Origin of the sequence: Vibrio sp. Hal054, assembly GCF_037162405.1 — a bacterium.
In the GTDB taxonomy this organism is placed as follows: Bacteria; Pseudomonadota; Gammaproteobacteria; order Enterobacterales; family Vibrionaceae; genus Vibrio; species Vibrio diazotrophicus.
On sequence record NZ_JARLUT010000002.1, the window covers coordinates 384,518 to 399,328 of the forward strand.

The window sequence follows — 14,811 nt, forward strand, 5'->3', positions numbered from 1 at the left end:
TTGATTCTAGGCGCCTCAATCGGCATGATTTAATTAATTACAATCAGAGCGTTAATAATTCCATGAAAAAAATTTCAATAGTAGGCTTGTCAGCAATTTTAGCTGCATGTTCATCAGGTTCATATACCACTGATGTCACTTCAGAAAGTCACCGCGAAGATTACAATGTCGCTACAGTTCAACAGCCTGTTGTCTCTGATTCAGGCATGGCGACAGGTATTACAGAATCAAACGTAGCGCCTCAGGCCATTCAAACAGCTCCACAACCGGTGGAAAAGAAAGTGGTTAAGATGAGTCCTAAAAACGCTACGGTTTCTATCACTCCACCTACGGCAAAACAAGTTGCGATGAATCCTCGCTACGGATACACAATTCAAGTTGTCGCTGTTGGCAGCCAAAATAAAGTCGACCAATTTGCTAGCAAATTGCCAAAAGACGGCCAGCCGATCTGGGAAAACTACAAAGTGGTTAATGGTACAAAATGGTACACGATTCTGTTTGGCGACTACGCTACGCGTCAAGAAGCTGTAAAGGCTATCTCTGAACTACCTGCAGATTTTCAGTCATTAAAGCCGTTTGCAAAAAGTATTGACTCTATCAAGAACTCAGAATTTCCAACGCTTAACAAGTTGAATTAAGCGTTGCTGATTAAATGTGAAGGGGCATTTTTGCCCCTTTTGACTGTTATCTAAGCAGTTAATTCAAACAGTTGCTAATAACGGTGTAAGTTCCGATTGAATTTACTATGATAGACGAGCAATTTACTCAAAGATGTCACGGATATATCAATGACAAAAACAACAATCCTTCTTTTATGCGGCGGCGGATCTTCAGAGCATGCTGTATCTCTTGTTTCTGCTAATTATTTGCAGCAGCAATTAGCATTAACTCCAGAGTTCGAAGTCATTCGTGTCGAAATGAATCAAGATGGTTGGTTCGCAGAAAACAACGAACTCGTCTATTTAGATACCAATACCGCGACAATAAATAGTGACAGCTTTGTGAAGAAAGTGGATTTTGTCGTTCCATGTATTCATGGGTATCCGGGCGAGACGGGTGATATTCAGTCAATGCTAGAATTGGCAGGAATCCCTTATCTGGGTTGTGCTCCTGAAGCCAGCAGCAATAGCTTCAATAAAATCACTTCTAAGCTATGGTATGACGCATTAGGCATTCCAAATACACCTTATTTATTCTTAACTGAGAACACTCAAGAGTCCTATGAGCTCGCAAAAAAAGCGTTCAATAAATGGGGAAAAGTGTTTATCAAAGCTGCACGTCAAGGCTCATCTGTAGGCTGTTACAAGGTCACAAATATTGATGATGTCGCAGCGGCCGTAGATGCAGCATTCGGTTATTCAGAGCAGGTTCTAGTCGAAAAAGCAGTGAAACCTCGTGAGCTTGAAGTGGCGGCGTACGAGATTAATGGTGAATTGCACATTTCTCAACCAGGTGAAATCATTGCGCCAGAGGATGCTTTCTATACCTATGAAGAAAAATACAGTGCGGACAGCCACTCAACTACAGAAGTAGAAGCGAAAAATCTTACAGATGAACAGCGCCAAGTTATCCATCAAAGTGCTGTAAAAGTGTTTAAACATATGAAGTTAAGACACCTTTCACGCATCGATTTTTTCCTTACTTCAGAAGGGGATGTGTATTTAAATGAAGTCAATACATTCCCAGGAATGACGCCAATTTCAATGTTTCCTAAAATGCTAGAGCACAACGGCCATAAGTTTTCCGACTTTTTGGCTCAGTGTGTAAAGAGTTCTCTTATTCCCAAGGCTTAAATGAGAAAAATTTAAGCTTCTCTTGTTCAGCTGTGCCTTTATTACCGACATATTGGTATGGCATAGCTGGACTAAGCCATCTTCCAAACTCCTGAATTTCTTTGATTTTATAGCCTTGTTCAGACAATTCCTGAACAGCACCAACTCTCGCTGATTGGCCAGAGAATTTAAGTTCTGGTTTACCGAGTAAAGTACCAGCATTTCTTAGAATTCGAAATATCGAAGAATCATTGAGAATATTGTTTGCAACGTTACCGTGTTTATCTATCGACCGAAAAACATAATTGCTATCACGAGTGACTATTTTTAGCCATTTGTTCAAACAATTTGTTGCGTTTCGGGAGAGTTGGTAATGAGATTGTCCAAATGATAAAACCAAATATTCATTATTAGTTTCGATCTGGCTGAACGTTAGGCTTTTCAGTTCGGAGCGCTTCAAGGCACATTCAAACATCACATGGTAAATCGCTAAATCTCTGATCTCTTTTACCGACTTAGAAGTTGAATAGCTTGAATATAACGCTTCTAAGTGAACACTGGTAAAACTCGTTGCTTGTTCTTCGTCTCCCTTTTTATTAAGCCGAAGAGCCATAAGTGATTGTCTTACCTGTGGATTATTTGTAGGGTCTTTTAGCGCCAACAAGCGATGAATTAGACCAATAGTGACACTGTAGCGTCTTATCGAGCTATATTTACGCACTTTAGCTTCAGATTCGAGAAATAAGCGAGTAGCTGTTACTGAAGCGGGAAGTGCCATAACAGACTTACTTTGGCAGAAACTCACAAACAAATTCCAATCATTCTTTAGCGCTAACAGAGAGTTATGTGCATAAGAATGTTGTGTTAGGTCGTTCATTTGTTCTAGACTTACCGTCTTATTAAACTCGGTAAGCTTATGTTTTAGAATGTTTTGATCTGTGACGCAAGTTAGCTTTTTTTCATCTTAAGGCACTATAACTTAAGCATTTGTTAAATAATATACTTGATAACCAGGCATATACAATTATTATTTAGTTAATACATCAATATGAGCAGATTAAAGTATGGCTAATGCGAGTTATAGAGGTTTCACTCTTCAAACAGCTAAACAGTCCGCAGATATATGGCAGGTTCGAATCAAGAACCATGTACTGTCTGGTAATTTAGCCGCTGTAAAAAAAGCATCGACTGGTGGTGTGATACTGCATCATTAATTGACCCTAGTGAATTTGAGTCTGTAGGTAAAGCAAGAGAAGTTCAGGGCTCAAAAGAAGAGAACTTTAATGGGTTCACCTTAAAGAATGATACTGGGCAAGCTAACGGTTGGTACTGTTTTTTTAATGGGCGTCTAATTAAAGGCTCTAAATTGGCGTTACAAAAACATATTGAAGCACACTTATTGGCAAAACAAAGAGCAGCAGCTCAGCAGAGAAAGTAGTATGACTCTAGTATATTCGACCGAGACTGGTCGTATTAAGCAGGAACCTGAAAAAGTTGAACGACCTAAAGGAGATGGCATTGTTCGAATTCACCGTGAAACAAAAGGCCGGAAAGGAAAAGGCGTAAGCATTGTAAAAGGGCTAGATCTAGATGATGCGCCACTAAAATTGTTGGCAGCAGAGCTTAAAAAAATATGTGGATGTGGCGGTTCGGTCAAAGATGGTGAGATTGAAATTCAGGGTGATATGCGCGATAAAATTAAAGCACACCTTGAAAAAAAAGGTATGAGAGTAAAACTTGCTGGTAGTTAATTCATGCCCATTTAAATCTAGTAAAGAAAACTTCAGGGTTAGAATTCTTTACTAGATTTCAGTTAATAGGTAAGTCGTTTTAGCCTAATAATCTGGAGTCATCAAAAGTTATTGAGTTACTAAATTAGCAATATTCAATAACTTTACATTTCTAAGAGAAGTAGCGGAATAGACCATATTCTTACTGCTTAAATTGTCGTCAATAAGTTTTTCCATTCGTTTAGGCGTCCGTAATACTGCTCATGTGGCAATTTGACAAGAGAACCTTCGCGTTCTGCAATCAGTGTTGGATATCCAGACACCGACAATGTTTGCATTAATGAGTGACAATGACTGATGTTATCTTCAAGTAATGTATGGCTAGAATTCGCGACCATTAATTCAAGCCATACGGTAATATCAATATCGAACTGACTCATTATATTTTGTAGTTCTTCTAGCTTATAGACTTCCACTCCTTGAACATAATGAGCGTGTTGAATCGCTTTTAGTGCTCTAAAGCTGCTTACACCAAGAGATTCTGCAATCAGAATAGCCTTGATAGGTAAGTATGAGTCAACAATAAAATGTTCACTGTTCCTAATGCGCGAAATGTAGCTTTCACCAAACTCAACACCAGTCAAAGCCGCAATTCTAGGGTCTGCAATCATGATGTGTTGTTTAAATTGTTCAGAAATACTTCTTTTTCAATCATTCCACCTGGATGAAAAATTATTTTCATCGATGGATTTTCTTCTATTGCTTGAATTAAAGCTGTAGCTCCGTAACACCAACCGCACATAGGGTCATAGAAATAGTGAATATTAGTCATATTATCGCTTCCAAATGATGTTTTCATTAATATGCTTACTAATATATTAAATTGATAAGTTCAGAAAAATATCTAATTATAGACATCAGTGTTTCATAAAACGTACTAATCACATGGATAGATTAAAAGCCGCAAGAGTGTTTATCGATGTCGCCCAGTCCGGAAGTTTCACTGTAACTGCCGACAGGCTGAGTATGTCTCGGCCTATGGTTACCCGTTATATAGAGTCGATGGAAGAGTGGCTAAACGTTCGGTTGCTACATCGCACAACGAGAAAGGTGACTTTAACGTCAGCAGGCAAAAACTGTTTAATGCAGGTGGAAAGCTGGCTTCTTGCCGGCGAAGAACTTGCAGATATTACTCACTCTGGTTCATCAGATTCTCTAAAAGGCAGAATAAAAGTTTCAACCAGTATGTCTTTTGGATTTTCCCAGTTAGTACCAGCCACAAAGCTCTTTATGGACAATTATCCAGATATAGTTGTAGATATTAATGTCGAAGATACAGTCACTGATCTGGTTGAGCAGCAGATAGACTTAGCGATAAGAATCTCTTCAAATCCTGATCCTTCCTTGATTGGTAAACCAATTGGTGATTGCCAATCGGTTTTAGTCGCTTCACCAGAATATATCGCTGAGCATACGACAATTATTAACCCTAGAGATTTGTTGAATCACAAATGTCTTGGTTATAAACATTTCGAACAACATGTATGGCATTTAAGCTATGGTGAACAGCATGAGTCTATTGAAATTGAACCTTGCTTATCTGCAAATGAGGCTACAGTACTATTGCATGCTGCAAAGTGTGGGATGGGGGTGACACTTCAACCTACGTATCTAGTTTCTTCAGAGATAGAATCGGGTTCACTGGTTCATGTTTTACCTGATTGGCAACCAAGCAAGCTCAAGATTTACGCTTTGTATTCATCGAGAAAATATTTATCTCAAGCTGTCAGGGCTTATATCGATTTTATCTCTGAGTACTTTTCAAAGCATCGATGGTAGCGCAAACAATGAATGCCTAAAAGCCGGCATGAATTAAACCGATGCGTATCAATGAAATTTCATCAGTTGTAGAAAGGTTTGCAGCCTAATAACGACATTTTTAATCACAGATGATAAATGTCGTTATTGGTATTTTATGGTAAATGCAAATTATGTAAAACGCAGAGGGAACAGAGTAGTTATCCGTGTAATACAGGTATGCTAATCGAACCTAGAAAAGCATATTTAACATAACATACATAATACGTAGTCTCTAATGGGTTCCAATGGGGCGACAATCGCACCGCAAATCATTGATATTGCTGTAAAACCTAGCCCGTTATACTTTTTTGCAATGTTTTGCCAATACAATTTTATTTGTGGGTTTTCGTTTCTGTCAGCATGGCAACCAAGCAAAGCGACCTCTGGATCAATTCCTGCACCTTCTGCTAAAAATACCGCTTCATTATCAGATACATAGCGCTTGCCATTGCGTATTTCGGTGATTCTCTGCCTTGGTAGGTTCAAATCATGGGCAATTTGCTTGTCTTGTACGTAGTTTTTCGCCTTTTTGTAGGCGTCTAACAGTTCATTTGCATACATGGCAAGTCCTCCTTTTTCTTCATTTTAGCTTATTAGTCACGAAAATTTGTTACTTGCGAGAACGATTAATCGTGCTCTATAGTCACGCTAAATCGTTCCTATGACCACTTCGGGCGTTAGCCCTTGAAGCTTTCGCTTGTTGTGGTCGCCTCTATTTCAACTGTTCAAGGTGGTTGGTCATGCAAACATACTCAAAACAAACATCTCCTCAAATGCTCTCACAAGTACGTGAAGCGCTTGCCAAATTGGATTCCTCGATGCCGCTTAAAGCGGATGATAAGGATTTTTTTATATTTGCTGAATGTTTTGAAGATGCTGATACGGGTGAGTTCTCTTTACCACTTGAGATTAAGCTTCTTATTGTTTCTTATGATTTGGATATTCAACCCATTTTTGAGATTGAAGAGCCTCAACCCTATACCGTTGGCTTGTTCTTAGAACACACCGCTAAATTGCCAGATATGCCCGTTAAATTGTGTGTATATGGTACTCGTCAACATGTTGATTTTAATGTTGTTCGTTGTGCGCCTTGCCGTCCTCATGATTTGGATGAGCAGTTTTACATGTTTATGTCTGAGGATTACTAACATGGAAAACGCAATGCTCCTAACTGTTGACGACATAGATATGATTGCCGAAGCAATCGCGTTCTATTGTGTGGCTTGGTATTTTGGCGCTCGCATTGTGTGGGATGTGCTGTCTTTCGCTTTGTCTCGTTTCTTTGGTCGTGAGGAGTAACTCATGGCTGCTGAAAAAATCTTTTATGACCTCATGCCTGACAATTCTGTCTCCGTTTATATGTTCGGTGAATGGGATTTTTTCAGCTCGTACAACGGCCTTGTGGCTTACCTCAATTCTAACGGTATCTATTACAAGTTAATCAACATCACGAACACCACGCTCGATGAACGTTTAGAAATCATGGGGATTCAACCATGAAACGCGCGTGTATGGACTGTGGAACTAACTACGAATCAGTGTTGACGTGTTGTTGTCCTCATTGTGGCTCTGGTGTGATTAACCAGCTTTGCATGGACGATGTCGATGTGTTCAAGCGCAAATCGTACGCACACAAAACGCCAAAAGATTACCTGTTCCGTACCAAGAATAACCCTGTGGTGTCTGAGTTCGTGAGTCATACCGTTGAAGAATACACTTTCATCGAGGACTACGAACAGTCGCCAGTGACCATTGATTATCTCTGTTTTACGGTCAAGTTAGCCGATTTTCGTCATTGCAAAAAAGAGTCGCCTTATTCAGGTATCCATTTTCCGGTTGAACCTGTTTTCTCGACTCATAAGGCGCAATCGTTCAGTGATATCGAGGCTTACAACCATTATTTCCGTGAAGTGTATTCCGACTACTTACTGGAATGCGTTCGACGCTTCATTCAATACGTGCTCGGGTTCAATTATGGTGCGCCAAGGGGTTACGGTTTCCAGTTCTATCAAGATTCGTTTGTCTTAACCTCGGCCAATGGTGATGACTACTGCGGTCAAGTCGGAATTGGCGGAAATCGCGACACCGTGCATTTTCAAATCCCCGCGCATGGCTGCAAACACTTATTTGCACAGCGTTCTTGTCGTTTCTTGCATCACTGGCTCGGTAACATTCTGTGCTGTAAACAGCTTACCCGTATCGATTTGGCTTTTGACTGTTACGACGATTTACACACTTGTGAAGCGGCTGAACGTGCAGCCACTTTGGGAGCTTTCAAACGCTCTCGTGGTTTTGCGCCAATCATCAAAATTGTCGATGAATATCAAATCGTCGATGGCCGTAAGGTCTTTACCCGTGAAGAACGCAACATCGGCTCTCGTCAGTCTTTGGTGTACTGGCGTATCTACAACAAAAAGCTTGAGCAGAACATCCAAGCGGACAATTTCTCTTGGTATCGCTCGGAAGTCGAATTGAAAAAATGGGATATCGATATTTTGCTCAATCCCGTTGGCGGTTTCGTTGGCTTGAATGCCTATGCCGCTTCTTTGATATCGGAAGATATCACTCCTGTGAAAACACAATCAAAACGCATTAAGCGCGCTTCGTGTGACGTCTTAGCCTCGGCATTTTGGGCGAAGAGACAATACGGACGTTTAATAAACAGCTTGTTGGATTTGTATCAAGGCGATAGTCAAAAGGTCGTTTCAACGTTGGTCAAGGACGACGTTTATCTGCCCTATCCTTCAATGCATCAAAAACTAATCAACGCTTTGGAGTAACTAACTATGGCTAAGAACTCAGTCTTTGTATTAGGTGTGTCGATTTTCTGGAATGAATTTCGCGGTGAATTTGCTCAACTCAATATCTCGCGTCCGCTTCGTCCTCTCGATATTGCTAACGACAAAATCAAGATGAAACGTCGCACCATCGGTGAATCTGGTGAGGTGTCAAAATACGATACACCACTCACCATTGATTTGAATTACGCACTCGAACTTGAACGAACTGGCGCACTCGTACCTCGTCGTGAGTATGAGGTCGAAATCAGTCTGAACATGGACGACCCATTGTCCGGTTCGATTGTTACCAAGCTGATACCCGTTGATGCCGAAATCAAAAAACACTTTGAAACGTCAATGAATCCGAAAGTCGGAGCTTAACTTCTATGAGTCAGTGCGTAGCGCTTCTTAACGGTTACCTTGTCACGTCTAACTCTAGTTGTGACTACGTACTGCTCTCTGCTACTGAGCTTGAAGAACTTCAAACGGGTTTGGATGGCAACTTGAATATTGACTCACAGTTGTACACCTCCGTGACAGGTTACTTGTTGTTGTCACTCGTGGGCGGTCACATCTTGGGTCGTATAGTGAAGGGTCTCGGTCGAGGCTAATTGTTGAAATAAACGGAGTAATTTCTATGAAAACTTTTATCCAAAAACATGCGTTAAAAATCGGTGCTTCTGTCTCTGCGGTTGTTGCTTCTGGTGTGGCGAATGCTGGTCCAGTTGATGAAGCGCTCGATGCTGCGGTGGCGTCTGGTCAAAGTAACTACAGTATTGTGGTGATTGGTCTCATCGGCTTGGCTGCTATCGGTTTCGGCCTTCGTGCCATTGTCGGCGCTATGCGTTAAGACGATGTTCGAGGTTGTCTCTAACGTCACCACTATATTTCTCGCCTTGGCGAATGGTGGAGCGTTTATATACGGCTTTTACACTGGTATTAACGCCTCCTGATGGGGGCGTTTTTTGTTTAAAGGAATGACGATGCGTAGTGCGATTAATACCTGTTTGATGATCCTCTTTTTATTGGTTGTCCTTTTCTCGTCGTTCTCTCGTGCTGCGGATTGTCCCATTGGGGATACACCTGTTTTAAAGTTTCCTCTGGGTACCAGTCAGATTTATTCCACCTGTACGAACGGGTGTCGAGCAGAGGATAATTTTAGCAGCACCTCAACATGGACGTGCAGTGAAACGGTTGGTTACTGTACGGCTGCGTTTTTTACCACTGGGGAATCGTGTTCGGGGTCTGATGATACTGACGGCTCTTGTGATGTTAACGGTGACTGTTCACCTAATGATAATGGTAGCGGTGGTGATGGTGGCGACAGTTCGAATAATCCTGTCACGCAACCGTCTCATGTTGAAACGGTCTGTGAAAATGCGGGAAGTATTGGTAATGACCTTAAAATCAAATGTGATGGTTTAAAGGACGTGGCTAAATACGCCAAATACTTACATGAGCAATCAAATAAAAAGCTTAACGCTGATATCGATGGCAAACTTTTTTATACAGAAGACCGAATCAATAAATACACCAATGACAGAGTGTTAACACAGTCTACCACTATCGCTAGTTGGTTGAACGACACTGAATCAAGCATCATTGATGCGCTTGAGTCTGGTTTTTCCAATTTGGGCTCACTGCTTGAAAAGCAAGATGCTTTATCTGAATCTAATACCTCCTTGATTCGCTCTGAAGTCGCCATGTCGGCGGGCTCCATCAATAGCCAGATTGGTATATCAGCCGGAAATCTTTCTAATCAAATCGGCAACATGCACGGCAGTATTATGCAGACGCTTTATAGCGATACCACGCCAACCGCCAAACTGGTCAAAGACAATGCGGCCTCTATTGCTGGATTGTCTACTCAACTTTCTGCTGTTCAAAATGCCATTAACAATATCGAGGGCGGCTCTGGTGACAATACGGAGGTGATGTCTGCAATTTCGTCTCTGTCCGGTGATGTCTCTGGACTGTCTGACGACATCGGCACCCTATCAGGAACGGTTGACGGTTTATCCACTGCATTGGGTGACGGCTTTGAGGGCATCAATACCGAGCTGCAAGGTATTGGTGATGGGATTGATTCAATCGTTGGCACACTGAACGGTGATGGACTTTCGACTCGTGGCTCTGAGGGAAAAATTGATTTCAACGGTACGGGTCTCTATGGCGAAAATACTCTAACTGACATGCAAGCCGAAATCGAGACACTGAAAACCGAATACTCCGAGCAAATGAAAGCGATGCAAGGTCTGTTTTCGTTTGATTCTTCTGAACTCAATGGCGGCCAGTATGTTGAGCACCGTTGGAAGTTTCACATTCGAGGGCGTGAGTATTCCTTCGGCTCTAGTGTATTCCCTGCTCTTTTAGACAATTCAAGCCTAATCGCTGCCGTTCTGGTGTTCCTAGCGGTGCTGTTTGGCGTTCGTTTCTTAGTGAAATAACACGGAGGTTTGTATGCAATTTCTGTTAGACATTTTAAATGCGCTTGGGGATGTCGGTCAGACCGTTGTCGAGTTCTTCGATTTCATTCCGACCTACTTCCAACAACTCATGGCCTACATTAACGTTTGGTACATCAAAGCCAAACTGACTTGGCTTATCTGGACGATGCAAGTCTATTACACCACCGCGCAGTTGTTACTCAAGGAAATCGGGTTTAACTCGGTGGTTGCCAGTGCGTTTAATGCTTTACCGGACGAGTTGAGGTACTACGCTTATGCGTTCGGTGTGCCTCACGCGATTGGCGTTTACTTCAACTTTCTATCGACTGGCTTTGTGATGAAGATGCTGAGGTGATGACATGGCGATTACGATAAGAACGGGGGCGAATGGCTCTTACAAATCATCCTATGTATGTCATTTTGTGATACTCCCTGCCCTTAAAGCTGGCCGTGTGGTTGTGACCAACATTGAAGGGATGCAACCACTTGAGGAAATCGAGAAACGTCTCGATATCACCTTTCCTTCTACGGCTCGGTTGATTCGGATATTCAGTCGAGACAAGAACGGTATTGACCTATGGCAACACTTTTTCTCGTGGTGTCCACTGGGCGCACTGATTGTGATTGATGAATGCCAGGATATCTTTTCTAAGAACATCGGCTTTCGTATGGAAAAAGTGTCCGGTCGCCCTCTTTCGGATTTTCTGCCGAACCTGCCCAAAGACTACGAAGCGTTCTTTCACTCTCGATACCTGCCCGTTGATATGACTCAACTCGATGCGTCGGAAGTGGACGACCGAGGGCAAGCGGAATACGACGCACAAGGACGGATTATCTATCCGTTTTCGTTCAATGAAGGATTCATGCGTCACCGCAAATACAACTGGGATATTGAGTTACTGTCGCCTGATTGGGGTCAGATTGATACGGCAATCCGCGCCTGTGCTGAACAATGCTTTTTCCACAAAGGCAATGACGGCATGTTTTGGGCGCGTCGTAAGCCGTACATATACAAACACCCTAAAAATACGGCAACGCCTGTCATCCCCAAAGGAAAAGATCCAAACGTTTTGAGTGTAAAAATACCGCTTGAGGCGTTCTTGCTTTACAAGTCCACTGCGACAGGTACCGCAAAAGAGTCTGGTGCGGTGAATGTGTTGTATAAGAACCCGAAGTTCTTAGCGACGTTTGTTATTGGTATAGGGTGCATGGGGTACTTTGTTTATGGTTTATCCGGTCTGGTTTTTGGTGCTTCTGAGAAAGATGCGCAACCGTCCTCGTCGGTCAATGAGTCTCAAGTTTCTGACTCGTCCACTGGGGTGGCTAAAGGCGGCGCTCAAAGTGGTGGCGATGTATCTAATGGTGGGAATAGCGGTACGTCTAACGCTCGTGCCGGTGATTCAATTTCTCTTGCATCAAACAGGCTTGAACTGATGCGCAAAATGCTTGGATTGTATGAGATTCAGAACCTCTATTACACTGGCCATGTGACGCAACGTAGCGGTAAAGAATTTCGATTTATGGTGACGTTGGAGGCCAACACGCCCGATGGAACGTACAGGTTTAATGATGCGTTTCTAAGGGCAAACAATATCAGCTATGTCCATTTCGATGATTGCTTATTGCGGCTGACTAAGGAGGCCGTCCAGTTGAATGTTTTTTGTAAGCCCAAAGAGAAAGACATACCACAAAACACCACCGAACAAGCAGACATCAAACTCGGGTCTGTTTTCTAATCTTGGTATGTCATTTTAAATGACATACCTGACAACTATCCCCCTTTAGGGGGATGCAGTGAGCAAGCCTGCGAACGGTGACACCAAGCCACTCGGCAAAGTTCAGCATTTCCACGACACTTAACTGGCGCGGTTAGTATTCTGCGTTGGTTAGATCAGAAAAAAACACCTTCTTCCTGCCAAGCTTGAATAAGAGCTTCAACAAGCGCAAGAGCCTAAAGCATTTTCTCGATGTCTTACCAGCGTTAAACCTCTTGAGTGTCGAAAGAGGTTTTCATCTTTCTTTAATGGGTTTTGTTTTGGGGTTTTGGCGACGGGACGCACAACGACGAGGACTGAGGAGGCGGAGGAACGGAGCAAACCCCCGAGTATGTACTACGGGGGTACTTTCCACATAACTACAAGGTGACAGCAAATGCCAAGCGTTGGCAGTCCGACTTAAGCGCCTTGTTATGTGCGTTGGTTAAACCGACCACTTACGCATTTTATTTTTTCTTCTTTGACAATCCCTCTTGAGCCGTTTGTTAGTTTTATTATAGATAAAGCCTACGATATCTGTGTCTTAGATCGTCTTGAGCTACGTTATGTATTTTACTTGCAAGATTAAAATCAAGCTCTGGGGAAATAGATAATAGATTCTTGGATTCATCGTTGTCAGGCAAGTTGACATTGATTATCTTTCGATACTTCTTCTTAATTTTTTTCGGTACAGATTTTTTAGAAACATCGGAAAAACCTAATAAAAAGCAGCTTAGCTCAACTACTAAGTCATCCGTAATCATTAATGCATGCTCAGTCAGATCAGATAGCATAGCTAGCTGACCACAGCCAATGACTTGGTCAAGTTTCTCAAATTCAACGTTTCTGCCACGAAATTGCATAACATGAGGCATAATCTGTTGCATCAGTTCATTTCGCATTTTCCAAATATTGAGCAAGTTATTATAATTTTTAAAGAGTGTTTCTATATATTCAATTCGCTGCCACTTAGAAATGTTTTCCGTATTTTCTGAAGGAACAAGAAAAGCTAAAGAAGCGACATGAAAGCTAATCGGCGCCGCATTCAATACTAATGGAGGGATCGCTAGTATTCGTTCAAATGGATGTGTCGTTAACCGCTGGAAGTAATTACTTTTTATTGCAATTAAACAATTTCGCGCCTCGCTTGCGTTCAAAAGCGTCCCATTAAGTGCATCGACATTTTGAATTTGAACGCGATTGTATTCTTGAGTCGAGACCGCATAAAATGCGGCCCACGCACCCAGCGCCGCAGTAGAAAGTGCACTTACGGTTGGAAATACATAATCTTTGATTGGGTTTGACTGTAAACTGGCTATAGCTCGTGCTATAGCATTTAATCCATCTTCCAACGATTAACTCCTTTCTAAAACTAACGCCCGATTAAGGGGTAGCCAACGCTACTACTAACTTTCCGCATAACACCGTAATCACAAAAACCAACGCATAATAAAAATGCCACGCGTTGGCTGTCCCTCTTGAAGCGTTTGTTAAGCGCTGTTTTTTTTGCTGTTCTATATCTATAGGTTTCTTGGTTGCGTAGAATTCGAGCGATACAATCCTGGAATCCCATCATAAGGTGGTAAGCGTTGTGATTATGGTACTGAATAGTCTTTGTATGATTTGTATATTTAACAAGGAAACCTACAAATGTAGGATATTCAGCACCAATTTGGTTGAATGACTCATCATGCATTAGTGAATGTTTGAAGCCATTGAACAGATCATTTGAGATTTTTAGGAAATTTGTTGTGTCCTGTTCATATTCTTCATTACCCATAATGATGCCCACAACGGGTGTTCTATTTGCATTTGGTGAAAGCACTGAACCGATGGATTCATGACCAAGGGTTTTAGTTTTTTCAAATGATGAAAAATTCACCATAAGATCTGTGAGTTGAACTAATGAATCCAATACTCTACGCATGATAAAGACAATTGATTCCATCTCAGTCTTAAACTCATGCATCGTTGAAGGGTTAAATGTTGCTGTCCCCTTAGCTGGCGAAAAAACAGTATTATTCCCGCCACCTTGCAATATTAAGCGATGCATTTCTACGCATTGGTGGAATTTTTTATTAATAATAATTAGAGATTGATGAATTCTCATGCCAACTAAACCAGTGTTACATAGTTGAGGCATGCTTGGGTATTTCATGAAATCATACATGTTAGGCTCGATATATTGGAACGTGTCCATTTTTCGTCCTGCATCATAATTAATTTCTTCTACAGTAGGTCTCCAAAAATGATCTTTGACTATTTTCCACTCATCATTTTCAAAGATGGGAATTTCATCAGCATTGCACTGTTCCAATGGTGGTTTCTTAACAGTTGAACCTGCTGGTATTTCATACCCTTTCTTGGCATTTTCTTCATTTATATCATTCCTCTCCTCTGTACCGAGGTAGAACTTATAATACTTTTCATAATGATAAAGTCGCATTCTAACTCCTATGTGAAGCGCT

20 protein-coding genes and 1 pseudogene are annotated in these 14,811 nt (G+C 41.7%); 15 read left to right on the forward strand and 6 right to left on the reverse strand.

Annotation, left to right across the window (positions count from 1 at the left end):
- Positions 1-62: 62 nt before the first annotated feature.
- Positions 63-638, forward strand: a complete 576-nt coding sequence (locus P4S58_RS17745) for an SPOR domain-containing protein (protein ID WP_269350353.1) — start codon at positions 63-65, stop codon at positions 636-638.
- 150 nt (positions 639-788) lie between these two features.
- The gene (locus tag P4S58_RS17750) at positions 789-1,793 is read left to right on the forward strand and encodes a D-alanine--D-alanine ligase (protein ID WP_337164971.1); all 1,005 of its coding nucleotides are present in this window, start codon (positions 789-791) and stop codon (positions 1,791-1,793) included.
- Here the strand turns inward: P4S58_RS17750 and P4S58_RS17755 are convergent.
- Positions 1,777-2,550, reverse strand: a complete 774-nt coding sequence (locus tag P4S58_RS17755; RefSeq protein ID WP_337164972.1) for a tyrosine-type recombinase/integrase — start codon at positions 2,548-2,550, stop codon at positions 1,777-1,779. The two genes, P4S58_RS17750 and P4S58_RS17755, sit on opposite strands and share 17 nt — an antisense overlap.
- A 286-nt stretch (positions 2,551-2,836) precedes the next feature.
- Here P4S58_RS17755 and P4S58_RS17760 point away from each other — a divergent pair.
- Both P4S58_RS17760 and yciH read left to right on the forward strand, forming a co-directional pair.
- A pseudogene (locus tag P4S58_RS17760) lies at positions 2,837-3,210 on the forward strand (DUF3319 domain-containing protein).
- Position 3,211: 1 nt separating this feature from the next.
- Entirely contained in the window at positions 3,212-3,523 is a 312-nt protein-coding gene (yciH, locus tag P4S58_RS17765) for a stress response translation initiation inhibitor YciH (protein WP_102966827.1), read from the forward strand.
- A 188-nt stretch (positions 3,524-3,711) separates the two neighbouring features.
- Here yciH and P4S58_RS17770 read toward each other — a convergent pair whose 3' ends face one another.
- On the reverse strand, positions 3,712-4,173 hold the full coding sequence (locus P4S58_RS17770; protein ID WP_337164975.1) for a DsbA family protein: 462 nt from the start codon (positions 4,171-4,173) through the stop codon (positions 3,712-3,714).
- Positions 4,170-4,361 (reverse strand): hypothetical protein, encoded by a 192-nt coding sequence (locus tag P4S58_RS17775; protein WP_337164976.1) that lies wholly within the window; start codon positions 4,359-4,361, stop codon positions 4,170-4,172. The genes P4S58_RS17770 and P4S58_RS17775 overlap by 4 nt, the downstream gene beginning before the upstream one ends.
- A gap of 86 nt (positions 4,362-4,447) precedes the next feature.
- On the opposite strand from P4S58_RS17775, the gene P4S58_RS17780 reads away from it, so the two are divergent.
- Entirely contained in the window at positions 4,448-5,341 is an 894-nt protein-coding gene (locus P4S58_RS17780; RefSeq protein WP_337164977.1) for a LysR family transcriptional regulator, read from the forward strand.
- 225 nt (positions 5,342-5,566) lie between these two features.
- Here the strand turns inward: P4S58_RS17780 and P4S58_RS17785 are convergent, their stop codons facing one another.
- Positions 5,567-5,923, reverse strand: a complete 357-nt coding sequence (locus tag P4S58_RS17785; protein ID WP_337164978.1) for a DUF3693 domain-containing protein — start codon at positions 5,921-5,923, stop codon at positions 5,567-5,569.
- 179 nt (positions 5,924-6,102) lie between these two features.
- Between P4S58_RS17785 and P4S58_RS17790 the strand changes: the two genes are divergently transcribed.
- From P4S58_RS17790 to P4S58_RS17835, 10 genes are all read left to right on the forward strand, one after another.
- Entirely contained in the window at positions 6,103-6,510 is a 408-nt protein-coding gene (locus tag P4S58_RS17790; RefSeq protein WP_337164980.1) for a hypothetical protein, read from the forward strand.
- A gap of 1 nt (position 6,511) precedes the next feature.
- On the forward strand, positions 6,512-6,661 hold the full coding sequence (locus P4S58_RS17795; protein WP_337164982.1) for a hypothetical protein: 150 nt from the start codon (positions 6,512-6,514) through the stop codon (positions 6,659-6,661).
- Positions 6,662-6,664: 3 nt separating this feature from the next.
- Positions 6,665-6,862, forward strand: a complete 198-nt coding sequence (locus P4S58_RS17800) for a hypothetical protein (protein WP_102966813.1) — start codon at positions 6,665-6,667, stop codon at positions 6,860-6,862.
- Complete coding sequence (locus P4S58_RS17805) at positions 6,859-8,142, forward strand: replication initiation factor domain-containing protein (RefSeq protein WP_337164985.1); 1,284 nt, start codon at positions 6,859-6,861, stop codon at positions 8,140-8,142. Before P4S58_RS17800 ends, P4S58_RS17805 begins: the two co-directional genes overlap by 4 nt.
- 6 nt (positions 8,143-8,148) lie before the next feature.
- On the forward strand, positions 8,149-8,523 hold the full coding sequence (locus P4S58_RS17810; RefSeq protein ID WP_269351167.1) for a DUF1293 family protein: 375 nt from the start codon (positions 8,149-8,151) through the stop codon (positions 8,521-8,523).
- Positions 8,524-8,528: 5 nt separating this feature from the next.
- A complete protein-coding gene (locus tag P4S58_RS17815; RefSeq protein WP_337164986.1) occupies positions 8,529-8,753 on the forward strand; it encodes a hypothetical protein in 225 nt (74 codons plus the stop codon).
- A gap of 26 nt (positions 8,754-8,779) precedes the next feature.
- Positions 8,780-8,992 carry a hypothetical protein gene (locus P4S58_RS17820; RefSeq protein WP_102986106.1) on the forward strand — a complete coding sequence of 71 codons (213 nt, stop codon included), beginning with the start codon at positions 8,780-8,782 and terminating at the stop codon, positions 8,990-8,992.
- 133 nt (positions 8,993-9,125) lie between these two features.
- Positions 9,126-10,589 (forward strand): hypothetical protein, encoded by a 1,464-nt coding sequence (locus tag P4S58_RS17825; RefSeq protein ID WP_337164989.1) that lies wholly within the window; start codon positions 9,126-9,128, stop codon positions 10,587-10,589.
- Between the two features lie 13 nt (positions 10,590-10,602).
- Positions 10,603-10,944: a DUF2523 domain-containing protein gene (locus tag P4S58_RS17830; RefSeq protein WP_102966808.1), complete on the forward strand. Its 342-nt coding sequence runs from the start codon at positions 10,603-10,605 to the stop codon at positions 10,942-10,944.
- 4 nt (positions 10,945-10,948) lie between these two features.
- Entirely contained in the window at positions 10,949-12,325 is a 1,377-nt protein-coding gene (locus P4S58_RS17835) for a zonular occludens toxin domain-containing protein (RefSeq protein WP_337164990.1), read from the forward strand.
- Positions 12,326-12,858: 533 nt separating this feature from the next.
- Here the strand turns inward: P4S58_RS17835 and P4S58_RS17840 are convergent.
- Both P4S58_RS17840 and P4S58_RS17845 read right to left on the reverse strand, forming a co-directional pair.
- On the reverse strand, positions 12,859-13,695 hold the full coding sequence (locus P4S58_RS17840) for a hypothetical protein (protein ID WP_337164991.1): 837 nt from the start codon (positions 13,693-13,695) through the stop codon (positions 12,859-12,861).
- A gap of 20 nt (positions 13,696-13,715) precedes the next feature.
- On the reverse strand, positions 13,716-14,789 hold the full coding sequence (locus tag P4S58_RS17845; RefSeq protein ID WP_337164993.1) for a hypothetical protein: 1,074 nt from the start codon (positions 14,787-14,789) through the stop codon (positions 13,716-13,718).
- Positions 14,790-14,811: the final 22 nt, after the last annotated feature.